General features: G+C 62.9%; 15 protein-coding genes. 1 reads left to right on the top strand and 14 read right to left on the bottom strand.

The genetic code is table 11. The annotated features are described in order from the left end of the window. Positions 1–31: 31 nt before the first annotated feature. From CUJ89_RS19345 to CUJ89_RS19325, 5 genes are all read right to left on the bottom strand, one after another. Entirely contained in the window at positions 32–1,441 is a 1,410-nt protein-coding gene (locus CUJ89_RS19345; protein WP_114179109.1) for a hypothetical protein, read from the bottom strand. Beyond that, positions 1,438–1,695, bottom strand: a complete 258-nt coding sequence (locus CUJ89_RS19340; RefSeq protein ID WP_114179108.1) for a PAAR domain-containing protein — start codon at positions 1,693–1,695, stop codon at positions 1,438–1,440. Before CUJ89_RS19340 ends, CUJ89_RS19345 begins: the two co-directional genes overlap by 4 nt. Before the next feature lie 232 nt (positions 1,696–1,927). Then, complete coding sequence (locus tag CUJ89_RS19335) at positions 1,928–2,665, bottom strand: hypothetical protein (RefSeq protein ID WP_114179107.1); 738 nt, start codon at positions 2,663–2,665, stop codon at positions 1,928–1,930. Continuing rightward, entirely contained in the window at positions 2,662–4,638 is a 1,977-nt protein-coding gene (locus tag CUJ89_RS19330) for an effector protein Tle3 domain-containing protein (RefSeq protein WP_114179106.1), read from the bottom strand. Before CUJ89_RS19330 ends, CUJ89_RS19335 begins: the two co-directional genes overlap by 4 nt. A 3-nt stretch (positions 4,639–4,641) precedes the next feature. Next, the gene (locus CUJ89_RS19325; RefSeq protein WP_114179105.1) at positions 4,642–7,152 is read right to left on the bottom strand and encodes a type VI secretion system Vgr family protein; all 2,511 of its coding nucleotides are present in this window, start codon (positions 7,150–7,152) and stop codon (positions 4,642–4,644) included. Between the two features lie 110 nt (positions 7,153–7,262). Between CUJ89_RS19325 and CUJ89_RS38025 the strand changes: the two genes are divergently transcribed. Beyond that, on the top strand, positions 7,263–7,406 hold the full coding sequence (locus CUJ89_RS38025; RefSeq protein WP_161556548.1) for a hypothetical protein: 144 nt from the start codon (positions 7,263–7,265) through the stop codon (positions 7,404–7,406). An 84-nt stretch (positions 7,407–7,490) separates the two neighbouring features. Here the strand turns inward: CUJ89_RS38025 and CUJ89_RS19320 are convergent, their stop codons facing one another. The 9 genes from CUJ89_RS19320 to CUJ89_RS19280 all read right to left on the bottom strand — a co-directional run bounded on the left by CUJ89_RS19320 (position 7,491) and on the right by CUJ89_RS19280 (position 16,799). Continuing rightward, complete coding sequence (locus CUJ89_RS19320; RefSeq protein ID WP_114179104.1) at positions 7,491–8,075, bottom strand: dual specificity protein phosphatase family protein; 585 nt, start codon at positions 8,073–8,075, stop codon at positions 7,491–7,493. Between the two features lie 5 nt (positions 8,076–8,080). After that, entirely contained in the window at positions 8,081–8,575 is a 495-nt protein-coding gene (locus CUJ89_RS19315) for a hypothetical protein (protein ID WP_114179103.1), read from the bottom strand. After that, positions 8,572–9,714 carry an MGDG synthase family glycosyltransferase gene (locus CUJ89_RS19310; protein ID WP_114179102.1) on the bottom strand — a complete coding sequence of 381 codons (1,143 nt, stop codon included), beginning with the start codon at positions 9,712–9,714 and terminating at the stop codon, positions 8,572–8,574. The genes CUJ89_RS19315 and CUJ89_RS19310 overlap by 4 nt, the downstream gene beginning before the upstream one ends. A 354-nt stretch (positions 9,715–10,068) precedes the next feature. Further along, a complete protein-coding gene (locus CUJ89_RS19305) occupies positions 10,069–11,190 on the bottom strand; it encodes a hypothetical protein (protein ID WP_114179101.1) in 1,122 nt (373 codons plus the stop codon). A 237-nt stretch (positions 11,191–11,427) separates the two neighbouring features. Beyond that, positions 11,428–11,931, bottom strand: a complete 504-nt coding sequence (locus CUJ89_RS19300; protein WP_114179100.1) for an activator protein — start codon at positions 11,929–11,931, stop codon at positions 11,428–11,430. 121 nt (positions 11,932–12,052) lie between these two features. Next, positions 12,053–12,877, bottom strand: coding sequence for an OmpW/AlkL family protein (locus CUJ89_RS19295; protein ID WP_114179099.1), 825 nt, complete (start codon positions 12,875–12,877; stop codon positions 12,053–12,055). A gap of 73 nt (positions 12,878–12,950) precedes the next feature. Then, complete coding sequence (locus CUJ89_RS19290; protein WP_114179098.1) at positions 12,951–14,204, bottom strand: DUF2957 domain-containing protein; 1,254 nt, start codon at positions 14,202–14,204, stop codon at positions 12,951–12,953. Between the two features lie 71 nt (positions 14,205–14,275). Further along, positions 14,276–15,889: a DUF2957 domain-containing protein gene (locus tag CUJ89_RS19285; protein ID WP_114179097.1), complete on the bottom strand. Its 1,614-nt coding sequence runs from the start codon at positions 15,887–15,889 to the stop codon at positions 14,276–14,278. 613 nt (positions 15,890–16,502) lie between these two features. Continuing rightward, a complete protein-coding gene (locus tag CUJ89_RS19280) occupies positions 16,503–16,799 on the bottom strand; it encodes a cupin domain-containing protein (protein ID WP_114179096.1) in 297 nt (98 codons plus the stop codon). Positions 16,800–16,808: the final 9 nt, after the last annotated feature.

Here is a 16,808-nt window from a genome sequence, read left to right as displayed (position 1 = left end):
CCGGAGCCGCTCCGGTGCCGACGATGTCCGCTCATACTTGCTCCGGCGAACGCCTTAGCTTCCGGTGGAAGTCTTCTTCCACCTCGCGACAAGTCAGCATCGCGCCACCGATCTGGAGCGGGAACAACAGCACGAACGCAGCAAGGCAGCCCCAGAACCATCCGGCAGACGCACTCGCCATATCGAGCAAAAACACGAAGAAGACGATGCAGCATGTCACGCCGATGGTAGTGGACAGACGGAGCATGCGAGCGTGTCCCGAACCGACATGAGGAACGGGCGTCACTTGCGTCCCGAGCAGATTCAACATCACGCGTTGGCTGTCCGGCGAAGCGATCAGTTGCACGCCCTGCCCGTGCTCCACCATTTGCGCCGCCAGCGCCTGAAGCAACAATCCGTTCACCGGCCCCGGCTTGCCGATCGCGCCGTCGACGTCGTGCTCGGCAAGATTGAGGCGGGCATCCTTGATTGCACCACTGGTTGCGTGACGGCCCTGTCGAGACAAACCGCTCGACCACATATGCCGAATGCGTCCACGCGTCGTTTGTTCGGCCGCCAATAGCACATCGACTGCGTCCGTGACGGAATCGGGCGGCACCGAAATCGGTCGGAACAGACGAGCCTGGGGTTTGAGCTTGCGCTCGAATGTGTCGAGGACCGCAGGCGAGGCGAGCAGAATCGCAACAGCCGCCTCCGAACAAACCGGCTCCTTGCCCTCCCGATGCAGCTGACAACCCAGCACCAAACGGAAACCGGAATGCAGGTCAGCGTCGAACCACTGCTCTATCCTCGCCGTCTTTGCGTCGAGCGGCGCCCATCGGAGCTTCGCAAGATCGGACAGGGCGAGTTTCCGCCAGACCGCCTGGAGCTCGTTGATGTCGCTCTCGTCTTCGGAATGCAGCATCACTTCGAAGGTATGGACAGGCGCAAGACGCATGACGCGCGCTGCGAATGGCGCGATCAGTCGTTCGATAACCTGACCGATCCGCGATACACCCGCCGAAGCTTCCGTTTCCGGCAACGCCATGATCTTGCCCGGATTCATTGGCGCTCGGCCTTCAAGACCGACCAGACGTTCCGCCAACTCCGGCTCCGGGGTCAATGCAACGCTGCCCAGAATCGCCACGTGGGACCGCGCCCATCTTTTCCATCTCGCGCACTTGCACCGACAGAGGTAATTCCACCTGTCGACCCGCGCGATCCATTCCTCGTAATTGGTATAAATCACAGCGGTAACCGCTCCCCATATGAACAGCGGCAACAACAATGCGCGCACGAAGAAGGTGCCGGAAATTACGGACTTCCCTTGCTCCCAGGTGAGGATCGTGATGACGATGCCGGCAATCTGGACGACAACGAAGGCGATCACGCACCACCAGATCGACGGTGGCTTGCCGTATTCGCATTCGGCGATGTCGGGTTCGGTCCATGTCACGCTCATAGGATTTTCATTCCGGTGCTGCTGGCGATGACTTCGCTGCCGCACGCCGTTCGGCAGCGGTGAACGACCCAGTTTCGATTTCCTTCGCGATAGCCTTCGCCGGATTCAATGATGCGGTTGTCGCCGTGCTCAGGGCAGGACACGATGTCGTGGTGCAAAGCCACCTTTCGGCCGTCGAGGGTGAATGTGGACGATGCGGTTTTGACGATGCCGCCGTGCGTGGTGGTATCGCCGAGGCATACGGGGATTTTCATGATTGGCGAATCCGAAGAAGAACTGCATGCGTGCGTTCGGCCGCAGATCTTCCGCGGCACGAAATTAATGTTCAATAGCAGTGCGCTACGATCTTTCTTGCAGCGTTCACGGATAGACTCCAAGTGGAATTGCACAACCGGTCATGAACACCAAGACACTCACCGAAGACAATATCTGCAGTACTTTTCGCATCGCTTCTTGCTCTCTATAAATTAAAAATAAGCTTGAACCTTACGGTACTAATGGGGCATCCGGATTCGTCGGCTTGATCGACGGATCGCATACGACCCTATCCTGCCCGGATGGCGTCGAAACTCCTTGAAGATATTTCGGTCGTTTCGATGCAGCAAAACTGGATCCTCTCACCCCTGGCGGATAGGGCTTTCCAAGATCGATCCCTTTTATCAATGGATACTCTCTCACATAAGCGTCGGCCCCTTCAACGGCATAGTCCGCCTTCGCAACAAAAAGCTTGTCCCCGACGACTGCAAACGTATATCTTTTTGAATCTCTAAATGGATCGAAACTGTGTTTCGCATAGATCGTAGCGCGAAACGTCTGCCCCCCGTCGGTCGAGTACCAAAATGGCATTACGCAACCTTTCTCACCGTTTCCGCAAATAAGATTCGGTGGATATGCCAACGGAAGAACAATGTTCATACCGGTCGGATCGGCATTAATCACACGCCCTTGGAAATTCTCGAAAAGACCTCGCCCCAAATGCTTTCGGATACCTGCATGCGTATCGTTGTAGTAAGTTTCCCCATGATTGCAGTCCCGATAACGCTCCAGCGTGACAAACCGGTGATCGTCAATCCGGTAGATGATCTGCGACGGCGAATCGTACGGCAATTCCTTCAGTTTCGAACTCATGAATTCGCCAAGCCCGAAGACCGGACGCTGCGGAGGCTGCGCCGTGCATCCCTGCATCAAAGCGAGCAGCACAAGCACAATCGCGGGATGTCTCATGACGACCCTCCGTACTGCTGTTGAGCAAGGCGCTTGCCTTCCGCCCTGCTTTGCTCCTCATCCACCGTGTTCCAATCGATGATTGATGGCTTGGTGACAATGTCCAACTTACCGGTCGAAAAGTACGCGTCGCCACCCAACGTCCAGTCAGCCTGCTTCATCAACGACGTCCACAGCGACTTCCTCTCGTAAGCATCGCAAAAGCCAATCGGGAGATCGTAAGCCACTACACGGCGCATGAATTCCCGATTCTTAGGTAAAGTACTGTGGTTGGTCGGCTCGGCATTGTAGGTATCAAGCCGTTCAAGCATTTCGTCTTGGTTTTCGCGTCGAATCGTACGCCCAGACGTGTATATGTTCTCCGTGACGATATCGCGCGTCGGTTGATAAACCGAACGCATGAAGCGATAGTCCTCATCTGCATAACTCCCCGTGTCCGGATCGTTCGGATCGGGAACCCACTTACCCATCGCATCGGCACCTTTGCGTGAATTTTCGAAAGCCTCCATCTCTTCCGCAGTGATTGGCATCGGTACCTGTTCGGCGTTGACACTGACCGTTTTATCAGGATGAGGAACGGCCCAAAGTGTCAAAATCGGGGTAAAGATATTCCGGTTGCCATTCCAGAAATCCGTCGGCTTGGCACCGAAAACGAGCTTACTTCCAGGTATCGGGGGCAGTGTCCCGAATTTCTTCATGCCCGGCTCATCGCCGACTGGTGTGCCGCGCGCCAGCATGCGCTGCTTGACCGTATCGCCTAACTCGGCAAGCAGTTTGTCGTCTATCCCCTGCCAGCCGATGCTTTTCAGCGGTGTAGCGCCCATCACCCGGTCATGCGGCGTAAAGTACACGTATAGCCGCCCGTGATTGTCACGCTCGTGTACGCCAGATCGGCTTTTGTTGTCCGGCCGCCAGAAATCCATATCCTCGGACGCACCGCACTGAAGCTGTCGTATCTGTGTCTCGTTCATGACACGTTTGTCCCGCTTGATCCGCAGCGCAAGATTCCGGAATGTGTTGACGCGAGCCTCCGCAGTCTGACGATCGGCGCCGCAGGCCAGTGCATCGGTTATCTTGTCGTCAAGCGCGTACGGCGAATTCATCACGAACAGCGCGTCGGGTGCGCGCGTCGTACATAGCGCGGTAGCCGCCATCGCAATCATGGTGCCCTGGCTGTGCGACATGACTGTCACCGTGTCTCGCGGGCACTTTTCGCGAATCGTGTCGATCAGTTTCGCCAACCTTTGGGCCGCGTGCGCATAGTAGGTACGCGGCGGCGAATCCTGAAGCTGACGATCCGCCTCGGTATTCAATCTCTCCATATCGAAACCGCGGATATGCCGCTCGAAGCCAACCTTGCTCCACAATTGCAGAAGGTTATTGGTGCCGTTCTGGAACGGGCCACCACCCCAGAACCAAGGTCCAGCCGGAACATCATTGCTTAACCACGGACCGTTGTCATTGGCGCAGTGGGAGGCCCAGAAATCGGAATCGTCCCGATTACGCAATGGAATGCGCCAACTGCGTTCGGTGCCAGGAACCGCGCTGTAGCCCCAGAAAAAGCGGATGACCGGTGAATGCCCAGGCTGAGTTGAATCAATCTGGCGAGGAACTCCACGACCTGTAGCAGGATCTGAAGATATGTATACGTTAGCTTTCAGCTTGCTACTTTCTGATCGACGTAGGCGCTCGTTCAAACCTTCACACAGCGCCTCTTCCGCCTCGTCATACCACTCCCCCGTCGAATTGACGCCGTGCACGAAAATGATGACGCCCGGCATATGCGGCGGAATACGGCATTCAGCACGTACCTCGAAGCTGGTCGGGGTGTGATACGACTCCCAATAAGGCTGCCCCAGGTGATCACGCTGCATCGGCACGATCCGCGTCGCGGTGGGAAGCCGATAAGGCGTCGGCGCACCCGTGTCGTCGGTCATGTCCTCCTCGGACGATGAATTGATCTGGTCGTCCATGTATCAGGCCTCCTTGTGTTTCTGGAGTAGCAGCTTCATGCCCCGCGCAACATCCTGCCGGCTTAGCGAAGTCTCGCCCTGCTCGTTGGTCACCCCGTCCACCGTCTGCCCGTCGGCAAGCTGGATTCGATACGGTCGGTTCGAAATCGGGCGACCCGTGATGCTGTCAGTCAGAATGAAGTGCTCGTCGTTCGGGACTTCCACCTGACCGAATTTCGGCAACGGCAGCGACAGCGCCCCCGGCCCCTCCTTCTGAATCTCGATGATCTTCAGGATCAAGCCACCTGCGCCGCCAATCTCTACGTTGTCGCCTTGCACCTTGACGTAGGCCGACCCGCCGCCGCTCAGAACGACGCCGTTGGCTGCATTGAGCGTCGCGGTACCGTCAGCGCTGGTGATTCGTACGTCCTTCTGCGCAACGATCTCCATCGCATCCGACTGCGCCTGAATCTGAACCTTGCCACGTGCCGCGTACAGCTTGATGCCGAGCTTGTGCGCAAACAGCGACAACACTTCACCCGCCGCAATCGCGACATTCTTCACCGCATTCACGTTGAATCTGGCCGACGTAGCAATGCTTACGTCCTTGCCGGCCGACACCATCACCCGGTCTGGCGTGGCCATGCCGATGCCGTTCGGTGCCGACAGCGCGATGACCGCCTTCTTCAGCCCAGACAGTTCATCCTTCAACCACGCGCTCTCCGCTCGCAGATCCGCGATCTCCGCCTTCGCCACCGCAGCAGCGTCCGCCAGCCCCCTGGCTTGCGCCTGCGTGATCTGCAGCTGATTCGTTGCTGGCCGCATGTCGCCCTGTTCCCCGCGCGCCTTCTCCTGCATGTCCGCCGACACCAGCACGCCCCCGCCCGCACGCACGTGGCCCTGCCTGTCCGTACGGAGTTCGAACCCTTCGCCGCGCTTCTTGCTGTCGCGATCAACGGCATAGCCGAGGTTGAGCTGCGTCTTGCCGCGCTCGGTCGAGACCTTGATATGCTCCTTGCCCTCCCGGTCGTCCATTTGCAGCGTATTGTTCGATCGAGTCCGGATCGTATTGCGCGTCCCCCACGGTTGGCCCGCAACGATCGGGTCGGCGTCTTCAGCCGTGTGCAGCACCTGGCTGATGTACGGCAAATCGGGATTGCCCCACAGAAACCCCACCGTCACGACCGTCCCCTCGACCAGCCCGAAGTGAAACCCGGCCTGCCCCGCGCCCGCGAACGGCTTCGCCAACCGCATCGGACAGCTTTCGAGCCCCGCCGTGCGTTTGTCCTTGTCGGCATGGATATGGACGACGTAGCGGCCTTCAGCATCCAGATATGGATCTCGCCAGCCTCCGGACGAGGCCACCGTCCCAGTGATGACACCCTCGACTCGCGGCCACGTCTCTTCCTTGAGTGCGAGCCGGTAGAGACGATCGGACGGAATCGCGTCAAAATCGACCTGATACCCGTTCTTGCGCGATGCCCGGCACGTCACCCGCACGGCCAGCAACCCATGCTTCGCGTCCGGCAGCGCGCGATTGGTCAGCTTCAGCACCGTGCCCGGAGCGAGATCAAGCAGGTCGCATGTGCCGCGATACGCGACCTGCTCCGCCAGCGCGGCTTCGTGCCGCAGCAGCGCCTCCCGCTTTGCGTCGTCTTCGGTCAGGTATGACGTACCCCACACGTAGTCTTCGCCATAGGCAGTCCGGTCTTCGTGGATGTCGTTCGACGCCTCCACCGGCCCGGCCGGTCGCCGCTCCGTGTGATAGCTGCGCACGGTGTGGCGCTTCGGCACGGTTGCCGCGCGCATCTCCAGCGAATGGACCGATTCGCGGCCATCGGCCAGCAGCCCGCTGTGCTCGCGATATGGAACCGTCAGTGCCGCGTCATGACGGTAATGCGTGAAGTCGTCGGCGAACCGCAGGTGTTCGAATTTCTCGCCGGCGTCGCATACGAACCAGATCCCCGTCCGACGACAAAGCCGGGTGACGAACGCAAGATCGTCCTCACCCCATTGCATCACGAACGCATGCTTGCGGTACGCGCGATACAGCGTGAACTCGAAGCTCGCGAAGATCCGGTTGAACTCGTGTTCCTTCAGGATCTGCCGAATGATCTCCGGCTCGCTCATGTCCAGGAAGAACCGGCAGCGACGCGTACCGCGCAGCAGCGCAAGACGCGACTCCAGCACGACTTCATAGGTGGACTGGTCGCAGTTGCTACCCGACTGTGAAAACCGCGTCACGATGCCATGGACCCGCCGCGGCGATTCCGGCGCGCTCCAGCGATCGCGAGGCGGCGGCTGGATGACGAACGTGCACGGCCTGTTCAGGTACTCGCTGCGCGACAGATCGTGTACGGGATGGGTGAACCGAATCGTGTACTTCGTCGGTTCGCCCATCCCGCGCGAACCCTCGAAGGCAAAGATATCCGCTAGCGCGGCGCTCTTCGCCTGAGGCATGTCAAGGCGGTAGAACTGATGGATGTCGATACCCGCACGTGCGGATGCATCGACAAGGACGCTGCTCGGGGCCAAGGATCTCCTCCCTGTCAAACGTTTGCGAAATAGTCCCGAAGCGACCTTAATCTGCAAGTCTTAAGAATGAAATAGAACGAGTTCGAAAATGCGAATGGAATGAAAAAAGTGTGTCAGCCCGTGAGTCGCCGATCACGACCGTCAACGAGGTCCGCAGCCACATGCGGCTCGCACACAAGCACGCACCGTACTTCGTCGCGAACGGCGCGCCGGCGCACAACGCGAAGGCCATGCGGGCGCCCGAGACGGTCTGACGACGGCGGACGCCCCGCCCGATCCTCGACGCCCGGACGAAACGCCGCCGACAACGATTGTCGGCGGCGTTTTGCATTTCCGGCTCAGCCGTTGTTGACCGCTTGCCTCAAACGCTCGACGTCAACGTGCTTCAGGTAATTCGTGATGTTCTGCCAGATCGGATGGAACCCGTAGCCGCCGTGCTGCAACTCGTCGAGCGCCTGCTCGCGCGTCCAGCCCTGGTACACCATCCGGTACAGCGCGGAGACCAGGCCGGTGCGATCGGCGCCGTGCTGGCAGTGGATCAGCACCGGGCCGTCCTGGTCGGCGGTCCGCAGCGCCTTCAGCGCGGTGACCATGTCTTCGTCGCGGATGTACCAGGTGTTGATCCGGATGCGCTGCATCGTGATCTGCGTGCCGGCCAGGATGCTGTCGTCCGCGTGAAACGCGCGAAAGCTGATGACCTTGCGGATGCCGAGCTTCTGCAATTCCGGCAGGTCTTCGCGCGAGAGCTGCGCACTGCGGTACAACGTCGGCGTGATGCGATGCAGGTTGTTCACGCGCGCATCGGCAATGCTTTGCGCCCATTGGATCGGGCGGGCGGAAACACCGGCGACCGGGTCCGCATGGGCCGGCTGCACGAGCCCGGCGAGCGTGACGGCGATCGCGGCAATGAAGGCGATTTTCATGTCGGTCAGTGGAATGCGCGCTTGCGCTCGCGGGACAGGATGAACAGGACGATCGCGGCGGCGCTCATGGTCCAGTAGTCGGTCGGGGCAACGCCCAGCCAGTGGATATGCCACGGTACATTGGCCGGGTTGAAGCGGGCAAGACCATAGGCCGGATTCAACACGAACCACAGAAAATCCTCGGTCAGCCAGAACAGCATGATGCACGCGATGATGCGCGCTTCGATGCGCCACGACCACCGCCCGTTGAAAACGGGCGGCAGGTGGAAGAACAACGCGACGAACGGGAACACCCACGCGTGGTATCCGGTCATCGGGCGCCCGCCCCAGAAGATATCGAGCAGCCAGTGATGCTCGATGCGCCAGGTCGGCAGGTTGGCGGCCCAGCCCGCGCTGCCTTCGATCTGGATCTCGACGTTCGCGAAAAAGAACGCGAGCAACACGACCCACGCGACGACGAACAGCGTATGGCGCGTCGGCACAAAACGCGCGACGCTCATGCGGCAGGCTCCATACCCAGCACGCGGTCCAGCACGAAGCGTCCGGCCAGCGGCCGCCCGAGCGGAGCCAGGCGGCGGCGCATGTCGGCCAGGCGCTCCGGCGTCTGCAGCAACGCGCGGATCCGGTAGACGAGCGCATCGTCGTCGATGGCCTTCAGCGCCACGCCCTGTTCGAGCAGGAAATCCGCATTGCGCTCTTCCTGGCCCGGAATCGGCGAGTTGACGATCATCGGCAACTGCATCGCGAGACATTCGGAAGTCGTCAGGCCGCCCGGCTTCGTGATGACGAGGTCGGCGCAGGCCATCAGGCGTTCGACCTGTTGCGTGAAGCCCTGCGGAAAGAGCCGGCCGGGATGCCGCGCGGCAAGCGCCTGCAACGACGCCAGCATCGCCTGGTTCTTGCCGGCCAGCGCGATCAGCTGGAAATCGGCATCCATCTCCAGCAGACGCGTCGCCAGCACATCGAGCCCGCCGAGGCCGGCGCCGCCGGACATCATCAGGAACGTCGGTCGCGCGGGATCGAGGCCGAATTCGGCCGCGCAGGCCACGCGATCGAGGGGCTGGCCGAACGCCGGCATGATCGGGATGCCGCTGACGTGCACCGTTTCGGGCGCCATGCCGCGCGCGTGCATGCGCCACGCGATCTCGTCGTTGGCCGCGAAGTAGCCGCGCATGTTGGGCACGACCCACATGCTGTGCAGGTCGAAATCGGTGACCTGCACCCACACCGGCGTGTCGACGCGCCCCTTGCGAATCTCGCGTGACAGCAGTTCGGCGGGCAGGAAGTGCGTGCAGATGATCGCGTCGGGGCGCTGCCGTTCGATTTCCGCGAGCAACTGCCGGCAATTGAGCCGCTCGATCGCGCGCCGGATCTTCTGCGACGGCGCGCCGGGATCGACCTCGTCGGTCTTCTGGTACAGGTAGCCCCAAAGCGCCGGCTGGCTGCTGACGAGCTTGATGTAGAAATCGGTGTACAGCTTGCGGAAGCCGGTGGAAACGAAATCCATCACGTCCAGGTGCGTGGCTTCGATGCCGGCCGGATGGCTGTCTGCGAATGCGCGGATCGCTTCGGCCGCGCGGGTATGACCGGCGCCTGCGCTGACGCTAAGAAGAAGGATTTTCTTGCTTTGCTTTGACATCTGACTGACCGTTTCGATGGAGGTGATCCGGACGCGGGTTCGGCAGCGGCGATCTGCGCGATGGCCTTTGGCGTCCGGCTTTCAACTGGCTTGGCAGATCTTCGGCGGCGCCGGCGGGCGGTCGGTTACACCGAATCGATCGCCGGCATCGTCTGCGGAATCATACTGCGTCAGGTCGATGCGGCTCGAATCTGTTGCTGCCGCTCGCGGCGCCAGTTTGGCATGGCGCGAGACGGCGGTGGATGCCGACGACATGACGCCCCGCTCGCGTGTGCGAATGGGGCGCAGTATTTCGACGCGAACAGGGTGCTCGCGCGCGTGTCGTTTCCTATCGTTTCGGCAAAAGGCCGTGGGTCAGCCGGCCTTCTCCTCGCTATCGCCGAACCGGGCCGTCGCCACGGCTTGCGTGCGCATCCGCTTGGCGCGGACGATCGGGTTCCATCGCGACGTCAGGCTCATCGCGTCGCGCAGGCGTTCGAACGCGACATCCTCTTTCGGCCCGAAACGGCTGACTGCCGGCCACGCGAGCATTTCATCGAGCCACGCCTGCCATGTGTCGCCGTGAAAGCGGTGGCCGATTTCCCGCACTGCTTCGGGCGCCGCGATCACAATGCCTGCCAACAGGTAGTACGCCCAGAAGCTGCCCGCGCCGACGAGCCGGTCGAGCCGGCACACGGACAGCGCAGCAAGCAGCCCGTCCATCGACGCGAGATCGGCGCGATGCGTGCGAATCGCCCGCGCAACGAGGTTGTGCTGCCCGCCATACGCGGCAGCGGAAACCCCGTTGCCGGCGGCGAGTGCTGCCGAGAACATCGCGAGCGCAGCCATCTCGTCGATGCGCGATGCGTCGTCGCGCGGGCCGCACATGCGCAGCACGATTGCGTCGATGACGGCGCCGGGCCGCGCCGACGTTTCCGCACTCGCCACCACGACGACGGCCAGCCTTTCTCTCAGGTTCTTTGCAGGCGACGTCTCGCCCTGCCTGTCTTTTTCATGTGCGGCGCGTTCGCCGGCATCATCGCCACTGCATTCGACACCGCCGGCAATCCGCTCGAGCGCGGCCCAGCCGACATCGGGATCGTCGAATGCGCACGCATCGATCACGCCGTGTGCGGCTTCGAACACGGCGCGCGAGCCAGGGCAGCAGCGTTCGGCTTCGGCGAGCTGCTGCGCGGAAGGCACATGCGAGCATGCGCCGCGCGGGACGGTCGAGTCGCATGCGCAGCCGCCGCCGTGCGCCGCGATCCACGGTGCAAGCCCGTGAAGCACGGCCGCTGCGTCTCGAGACAGGCTCGCGCCTGCCCGCATGCGTATCGCGTGTGACGCGGCGACTGTCGTGTCGCCGGCGTCGCCCGCCGCCGTCGCGCAGGCGGCAGCGTCGAGATGTTCGATCAGGTACTGCAGCCACGCGGCCGTGCGCAGCCGGTCAGGCGTCGCGCCGCGGGCATCGCCATACTTCGCTGGGTCGGTGAGCATGGGTCGTCCGGGAGTGTTCTGGCCAATCGGAATGTTGTTGTTTCAGCCGAATCGGGTCGCGCGGTACGCCGCGCCAGCCCTGTATGGCCACCCGCATCGGATCGCGACACGGGCGGCCAGCCGGCCGTCGCGCCGATACGCGCGACGACACGAATGCCACGGAGGAAGCAGAAGCCCGCCGTGCATGCTGCACGGCCCTCCCGCGCGGCGGACGCCCCCGCTTCGATCCGCGATCGCTTACTGCACGTGGAACTTCGGCGACGTCACGACCGTGCCGGCCACCGTGCAGTCAGGCGTCAGCACCGTATTGTTAAACGTCAGCGACGAGTTCGGGTCGCTCCACGCCGTCACGACCTTGCTCGGCCCGCAGGTGCCGAGCAGCGTGACATTCACCTTCACGTTGTTGATCGACAGCTGCGTCGTGCTGTCGGCCTGCCCGGTCCACGGCGACGCGCTGCTCGCACTGCCGCTGATCAGGCCGCACGTTGCGCCGCCCGTGAACGTCGTCGACGTGATGTTGACGATACCCGTCGCGGAGATCGTGCCGTTGAACGTCGCGTTGCAGCTCGCGTTGATCGCCCCCTTGGCCAGGACCGTGAGCCCCGTCGCGGAGAACGGCTCCCCGTTCGGATTCATGGCTTGCCCGTCGGCACGCGATACGGTAACGGCAAACGCGGGCGCGGCCGAAACCGCGGTGAAAGCCACTGCAGCAACAAGCGATACGATTTTGCGAATGCTCATCTGAACTGCCCCCTCTCTTCACAAATGGCGGCACGCCGCCAGGAACGCGACCTTCCGGCCGGAATGGCCCGGTCGGCCGGTCGCAGGAAGCCGCCGGCGCGCGTCATGCGCGCCGAACGGCTCAAAACTTGTAGGAAATCCCGACGAACGTGATCAGCGGATCGGCCTTCAGCCGCGTGCGCGTGGTCGCGAGCGTCGAACCGTCGGCCGCCTTGATCACCAGCGACGAGTAGGTCTTCAGCGGCATGTATGTCAGCGTCGCCGTCAGCCCCCAGTGCTTGTCGATCGCGTAGCTCGCGCCGACGTTGTAGACCGGCGTGAACGACGACGACGCCTTGCCCTCCACCGACGTCGGCCCCGGCTTGCCGGCGCCGGCCGCGAGCACGCTGCCGAGGTTCTCGTTGATGTCCTTCGCGAAGTTGCCGTTCAGCTCGATGTTGCTGAACCAGCTATAGGCCACGCCGATCCCGACGAACGGGCGGAACTTCGCCGTCGGTGCATTGAAGTAGTACTGCAGGATGATCGTGGGGCTCCACTGCCGCGCGTTCTTCACGGCCGGCTGGTTCGACGACTTGTCCATGTCGACGGTGCCGAGCGCGCCGGCCGGGCCCGGCGGCCGGATCACGCCGTGCCCGGTCAGCGTGAACTCGGGCGGCACGCCGAGCACCGACGTCACCGCGATGTGGTCCGTGAAGAAGTGCGTGAGCGTGAGGCCGACCGTATCGGCGTTGTTGACCGTCAGGCTCGTGCCCGGCGACGTGAACGACCCGGGCAGGCGCAGCGGCCCGTTGATCGGCATGCTCGCGAGATTCGTCGTCAGCCCGTTGGTCGAATCCTGCGGCATGATGTGCAGCCACCCGAGCGTCGCGACGTTGTCGCCCGCCTGCTGGGCCGATGCGAGCGTCGACATGCCTGCGACGACACCCGCGACAATCAGCTTCTTCATGAAGTCTCCCCCTCATTCTGTCCGGGCGCCGCGCATCCACGCGCGACGCCGCCGTGTCTCCGTCCGGATGTGGTCACTGCACGAACGCGCCGACCGTGAAGTACGGATTGCTCGTATCGTTCATGTCGAGGAACCCGAACACGCCGCCGCTGAACACGAACTTGCCGGTCGCCGGCCCCGACGCCGCATCCGCGTGCACGGTCGTCACGACGCCCGGCACCTTCTGCGTGTAGTCGAGGTTCAGGGCACGCGTAAGCGCGGCCTGCGACGCATTGAACGGATCGAGCAGCGTGGCCTGCGCGCCGACGAGCGCGGTCGCGCGATAGTTGAACGCGCTGTCGACCCCTGTGTACTCGCCGTTCTGTGAGCCTTGCGCGATCGCCGTCTGCGGGCTCAGGAACGAGATGCCCGATTCGTCGTCCGCGCTCGGCGGGCCTTGCGTGAGGTCCGCGTTCGCCGCGCCGGTGCGGATGAAGATCGGCACGAGCTGGTTGCGCAGCTTGCCGACGATCAGCATCCCCTTGCCGGCCTTCGCCGGATCGAGCGCGGCGAGCGTGGGCGGAATCTGCGGCTGGTAGTTGAGCGACTGGAACGCCGGCGCATCGGGGCGCAGCGTGAACGGCTGGTTCACGGTCGCGCTCGACGCGAGCGGCTGGCCGCCGTTCTTCTTGCCGAAGTTGTCGGTCTCGACGTAGCTTCCATCCGCGTTGATCGTCACCTTCTGGTCGAGCGCCACCGGCTGGAAGCTCTGCGACGGCACCTGGTGATAGCCGAGCTGGTTGTACGTGCCGGCGATCTTCGTCAGGTCGGTTTCCAGCGACGAGAAGCTGATGAACGGGTAGTACGGGAACGTCGTCTTCGGGATCTTGCCGACGCCGATCACGCCGTCGAACTGGATCGTCGCGCCGGGAATCGCGCCGCCCAGCACGCCTTCGCCGAGGAACAGCCGCGCGGGCCGGCTCGGGTCGAGACTCGCGTTCTGCATCCGGAACGTGCACTGGTTCAGCTTCACCGTCGGCAGGCCCGTTTCATCGGCCAGCGTACCGTCGACCACATTGGCGGGCGCCGTGTCGCGCGTCGGCTGCACAGTGCCCGTGGTGGTCGGCACCGGCGACGCGAGGTAGGTCATCCGGTACGTCATCTTCGTCGTGTCGAGCTGCACTTTCACGAGCTCGCCCGACCCCGACCCGCCGATGAACACCGTGTTGTAGTCGATCGTCTGCGGGCACAGCCGGACCACCGGTGCGGGCGGCGGGTCGCCGTCGCCGCCGCACGCGGCCAGCACGGGCACGAGCGAGGCCGCGGCCATCCATTGCTTCACATTCATAGGAATCCTCTCGAAATTCGTTTCGCCGGCGGCGACGCATGCGCCGCCGGTATTACGTGTTCAGTACGCCGTTACTGGACGAACGCGCCGACCGTGAAGAACGGGTTGACCTTGCTGTTGTTGACGACCATCGCGTAGACATTGCCGGCCGTCGCGATCCAGCCCGTATCGCCCTTGCTGAAGATCGCCACATTGCCGTTCGCCCCCTTCGCGTTGAAATCTTGCGTGGCCGTGACCTTGATCTTGCCGGGCGTGGCCTGCGTGTAGTCGAGCGCGAACTGCGAGGTCACCGACGACGTCTGCGGATCGATGAACGCTGCAGTGCCGCCCTGGAACAGCGTCGACGTGTAGTTCGCGGCGATCGTCGATACCGCGGTGCCGTCGTTGCAACTGCCCGCCTGCGCCAGGAAGAAGGTGCCGTCGAAGCTGCCGGGCAGATCCGGATGCGGCACGTTGTTGTTGAAGCTCGGGCCCGAAGTCGCGATCGCGAACGTTGCGGTGCTGGGTGCCACGACACCGCACGCGGATGCGCTCGTTGCGCCGATGAAGCCGCCTTTCAGCGAATTTGCCGCGATGGCGGTGGTCCGCGAAAGCATCGAGATCCCCACTTCGGCATCGGCGACCGACGCGAGAAGGTTGCTCGCATCGATATGCGTATAGCCCACGCGAATCACGATCGGTACCAGCACGCCGTTCAGCTTGCCGACAATCATGATGCCCTTCGCCTGGCTGGGCGCCGCAATCACGATCGCCGAGCCCTGCCCCGCGAACGGATACACGACCGTGCCGAACTGATTCGCCACCGCGTTGCTCACGAACACGTTGTCGGCCGATCCATCCGCGTTCTTGCGCAACGTCCACGGCGCCCCGGTGGTCTGGCACGAGTAGTCGCTGCCTGCCGTGATGGTGCACGAGCCGTCGGCGTTGAACGTCTGGTTCCAGTTGACGACATCGGGTTGCCAGCCAACCGGCCCCGTGCTGCTCTGTGCGTTGCCGCCGACGGGCGACAGGTGGATGCCGAGTTCGTTGTAGTTGCCCGCGACCTTCGTGAAGTCGGTTTCCGTGTCGGTGAAGCCGATGAACGGATAGAAATCGAAGGTACGCGACGGCACCACGCCGAGCACGACGCCCGGGAACGGCTCGAGGCCGGCGAACGCGATCGTCGCCCCCGGAATCCCGCCACCCACCACACCGTTGCCGACGAACAGCATCGGCGGATCGGTACGCTTGATGGTCACCGAATACGCGCCGTCGCTCGTCGCGCCGCTGTCGAGCACGAACGCGCAGCGATTCTGCTCGGCGGTCGGAAGATTGGTCGGATGGTGGAATGCGCCGCTGATCGTCAGGCCCGCGCGCGTATTGTTGACCTGCCCTGCCGACGTCGGCACCGACGAATCGATGAACTGCATCTGGTAGGTCAGCCTGGTGGTGTCGAACTTCACCTTCACATATTCGCCGCTGCCGGCGCCGCCCGTGTAGGTCGTCGTGTAATCGAGCGCGTCCGGGCACAGCTTCGTCACCACCGGCGGCGTCGTGATCGCGCCGCTCGGCCCGCATGCGCTGCCCGAACACTGCGGCACGTTGATCGGCCCCGGATCATCACCGCCGCCGCAACCGGCAACGAACGGCAGCGCCAGCACCGCGCATGACAGGATCGCTTTCCGCCATTCAGGAATGCAAATCATCAACCCCTCCTTTTCAGGTACGACAAGTCTCGTCCGGACGGGCTGCATGGCCCGCCGGTTGGTATCGCGCCGTCGCAAAAGTGCGCGGCGCATGACAGTGCGCGCTCATGCGGCCGCCATGCAGCAAATCAGATGCGGCACACGCCGCGGCGGCAGACAAGCGCTATCCCGCGGCGCCGTCATGCGGCACGGCGCCGTCGGAACGATCGAAACGGAAAGTGGTTCGCCGCTACACGGCGATGCGACAACGCAGGCAGGCGACCTGCGTCGCGCCTGCATTCAGCGAAAAACTGGGAAACGGCAGTCCGGTTGGCCCCGCGGATTGGCGTCGCATGAATTGGTCTCCGTACGTACGCTTGATTCGTTATCGTGATGCGTCGTTTGTCGAGACTATGATCGGACGATACGCACAAGTAAATGGATGCAGAGTTCCAAACGGCCGGAACCGCGCAATCCTAGTGCGTGCCGGGGATTTGACAGATTTTCAAACAGCCTTCAATTTCTTTGCTCAGACAAATAGATGACCCACATGGCGGCCCGGTGCGGCAGGCCGTCTCCCGCGCCGGGCGGGCGAGCCGGCTCGCAGGCAGCCTCGCCAACGCGGCCGCGCACCTTACACGTCGATGATGGCGAGCGTGCCGTGGCTGCCGGGCAGCACCGCGTGGCGCTTGCCGGCGAGCGCGAGATACATCTGCCCGGCCTCGACCACGACCGTTTCCGTTTCGACTTCGAGCATCAGCTTGCCGTCGAGCACCAGCAGCCCCTCGTTGTAGTCGTGCACTTCCGCTTCGTACGGCTGCGCATCCATGCGCAACACCTTGATCCTGGCCGGCCCGACTTCGCCGACGATCGTGGATTTCCATGCAACGGCCTGCGCGGCCGCAACGGATTTGAAATCGATCAAAGACATTCGCGCCGC

Source organism: Burkholderia pyrrocinia (assembly GCF_003330765.1).
Classification (GTDB): Bacteria; Pseudomonadota; Gammaproteobacteria; order Burkholderiales; family Burkholderiaceae; genus Burkholderia; species Burkholderia pyrrocinia_B.
Note: the sequence above shows the minus strand (reverse complement) of the source record. Positions and strands in the feature narration are given on the sequence as shown.

What these genes read in the sequence shown, in the direction of transcription:
- CUJ89_RS19305 (WP_114179101.1), bottom strand. Translation starts at nt 11,190, where the DNA reads ATGCTCACCGACCCAGCGAAGTATGGCGATGCCCGCGGCGCGACGCCT.
- CUJ89_RS19280 (WP_114179096.1), bottom strand. Translation starts at nt 16,799, where the DNA reads ATGTCTTTGATCGATTTCAAATCCGTTGCGGCCGCGCAGGCCGTTGCA.
- CUJ89_RS19295 (WP_114179099.1), bottom strand. Translation starts at nt 12,877, where the DNA reads ATGAAGAAGCTGATTGTCGCGGGTGTCGTCGCAGGCATGTCGACGCTC.
- CUJ89_RS19340 (WP_114179108.1), bottom strand. Translation starts at nt 1,695, where the DNA reads ATGAAAATCCCCGTATGCCTCGGCGATACCACCACGCACGGCGGCATC.
- CUJ89_RS19335 (WP_114179107.1), bottom strand. Translation starts at nt 2,665, where the DNA reads ATGAGACATCCCGCGATTGTGCTTGTGCTGCTCGCTTTGATGCAGGGA.
- CUJ89_RS19285 (WP_114179097.1), bottom strand. Translation starts at nt 15,889, where the DNA reads ATGATTTGCATTCCTGAATGGCGGAAAGCGATCCTGTCATGCGCGGTG.
- CUJ89_RS19315 (WP_114179103.1), bottom strand. Translation starts at nt 8,575, where the DNA reads ATGAGCGTCGCGCGTTTTGTGCCGACGCGCCATACGCTGTTCGTCGTC.
- CUJ89_RS19290 (WP_114179098.1), bottom strand. Translation starts at nt 14,204, where the DNA reads ATGAATGTGAAGCAATGGATGGCCGCGGCCTCGCTCGTGCCCGTGCTG.
- CUJ89_RS19330 (WP_114179106.1), bottom strand. Translation starts at nt 4,638, where the DNA reads ATGGACGACCAGATCAATTCATCGTCCGAGGAGGACATGACCGACGAC.
- CUJ89_RS19310 (WP_114179102.1), bottom strand. Translation starts at nt 9,714, where the DNA reads ATGTCAAAGCAAAGCAAGAAAATCCTTCTTCTTAGCGTCAGCGCAGGC.
- CUJ89_RS19320 (WP_114179104.1), bottom strand. Translation starts at nt 8,075, where the DNA reads ATGAAAATCGCCTTCATTGCCGCGATCGCCGTCACGCTCGCCGGGCTC.
- CUJ89_RS19300 (WP_114179100.1), bottom strand. Translation starts at nt 11,931, where the DNA reads ATGAGCATTCGCAAAATCGTATCGCTTGTTGCTGCAGTGGCTTTCACC.
- CUJ89_RS19345 (WP_114179109.1), bottom strand. Translation starts at nt 1,441, where the DNA reads ATGAGCGTGACATGGACCGAACCCGACATCGCCGAATGCGAATACGGC.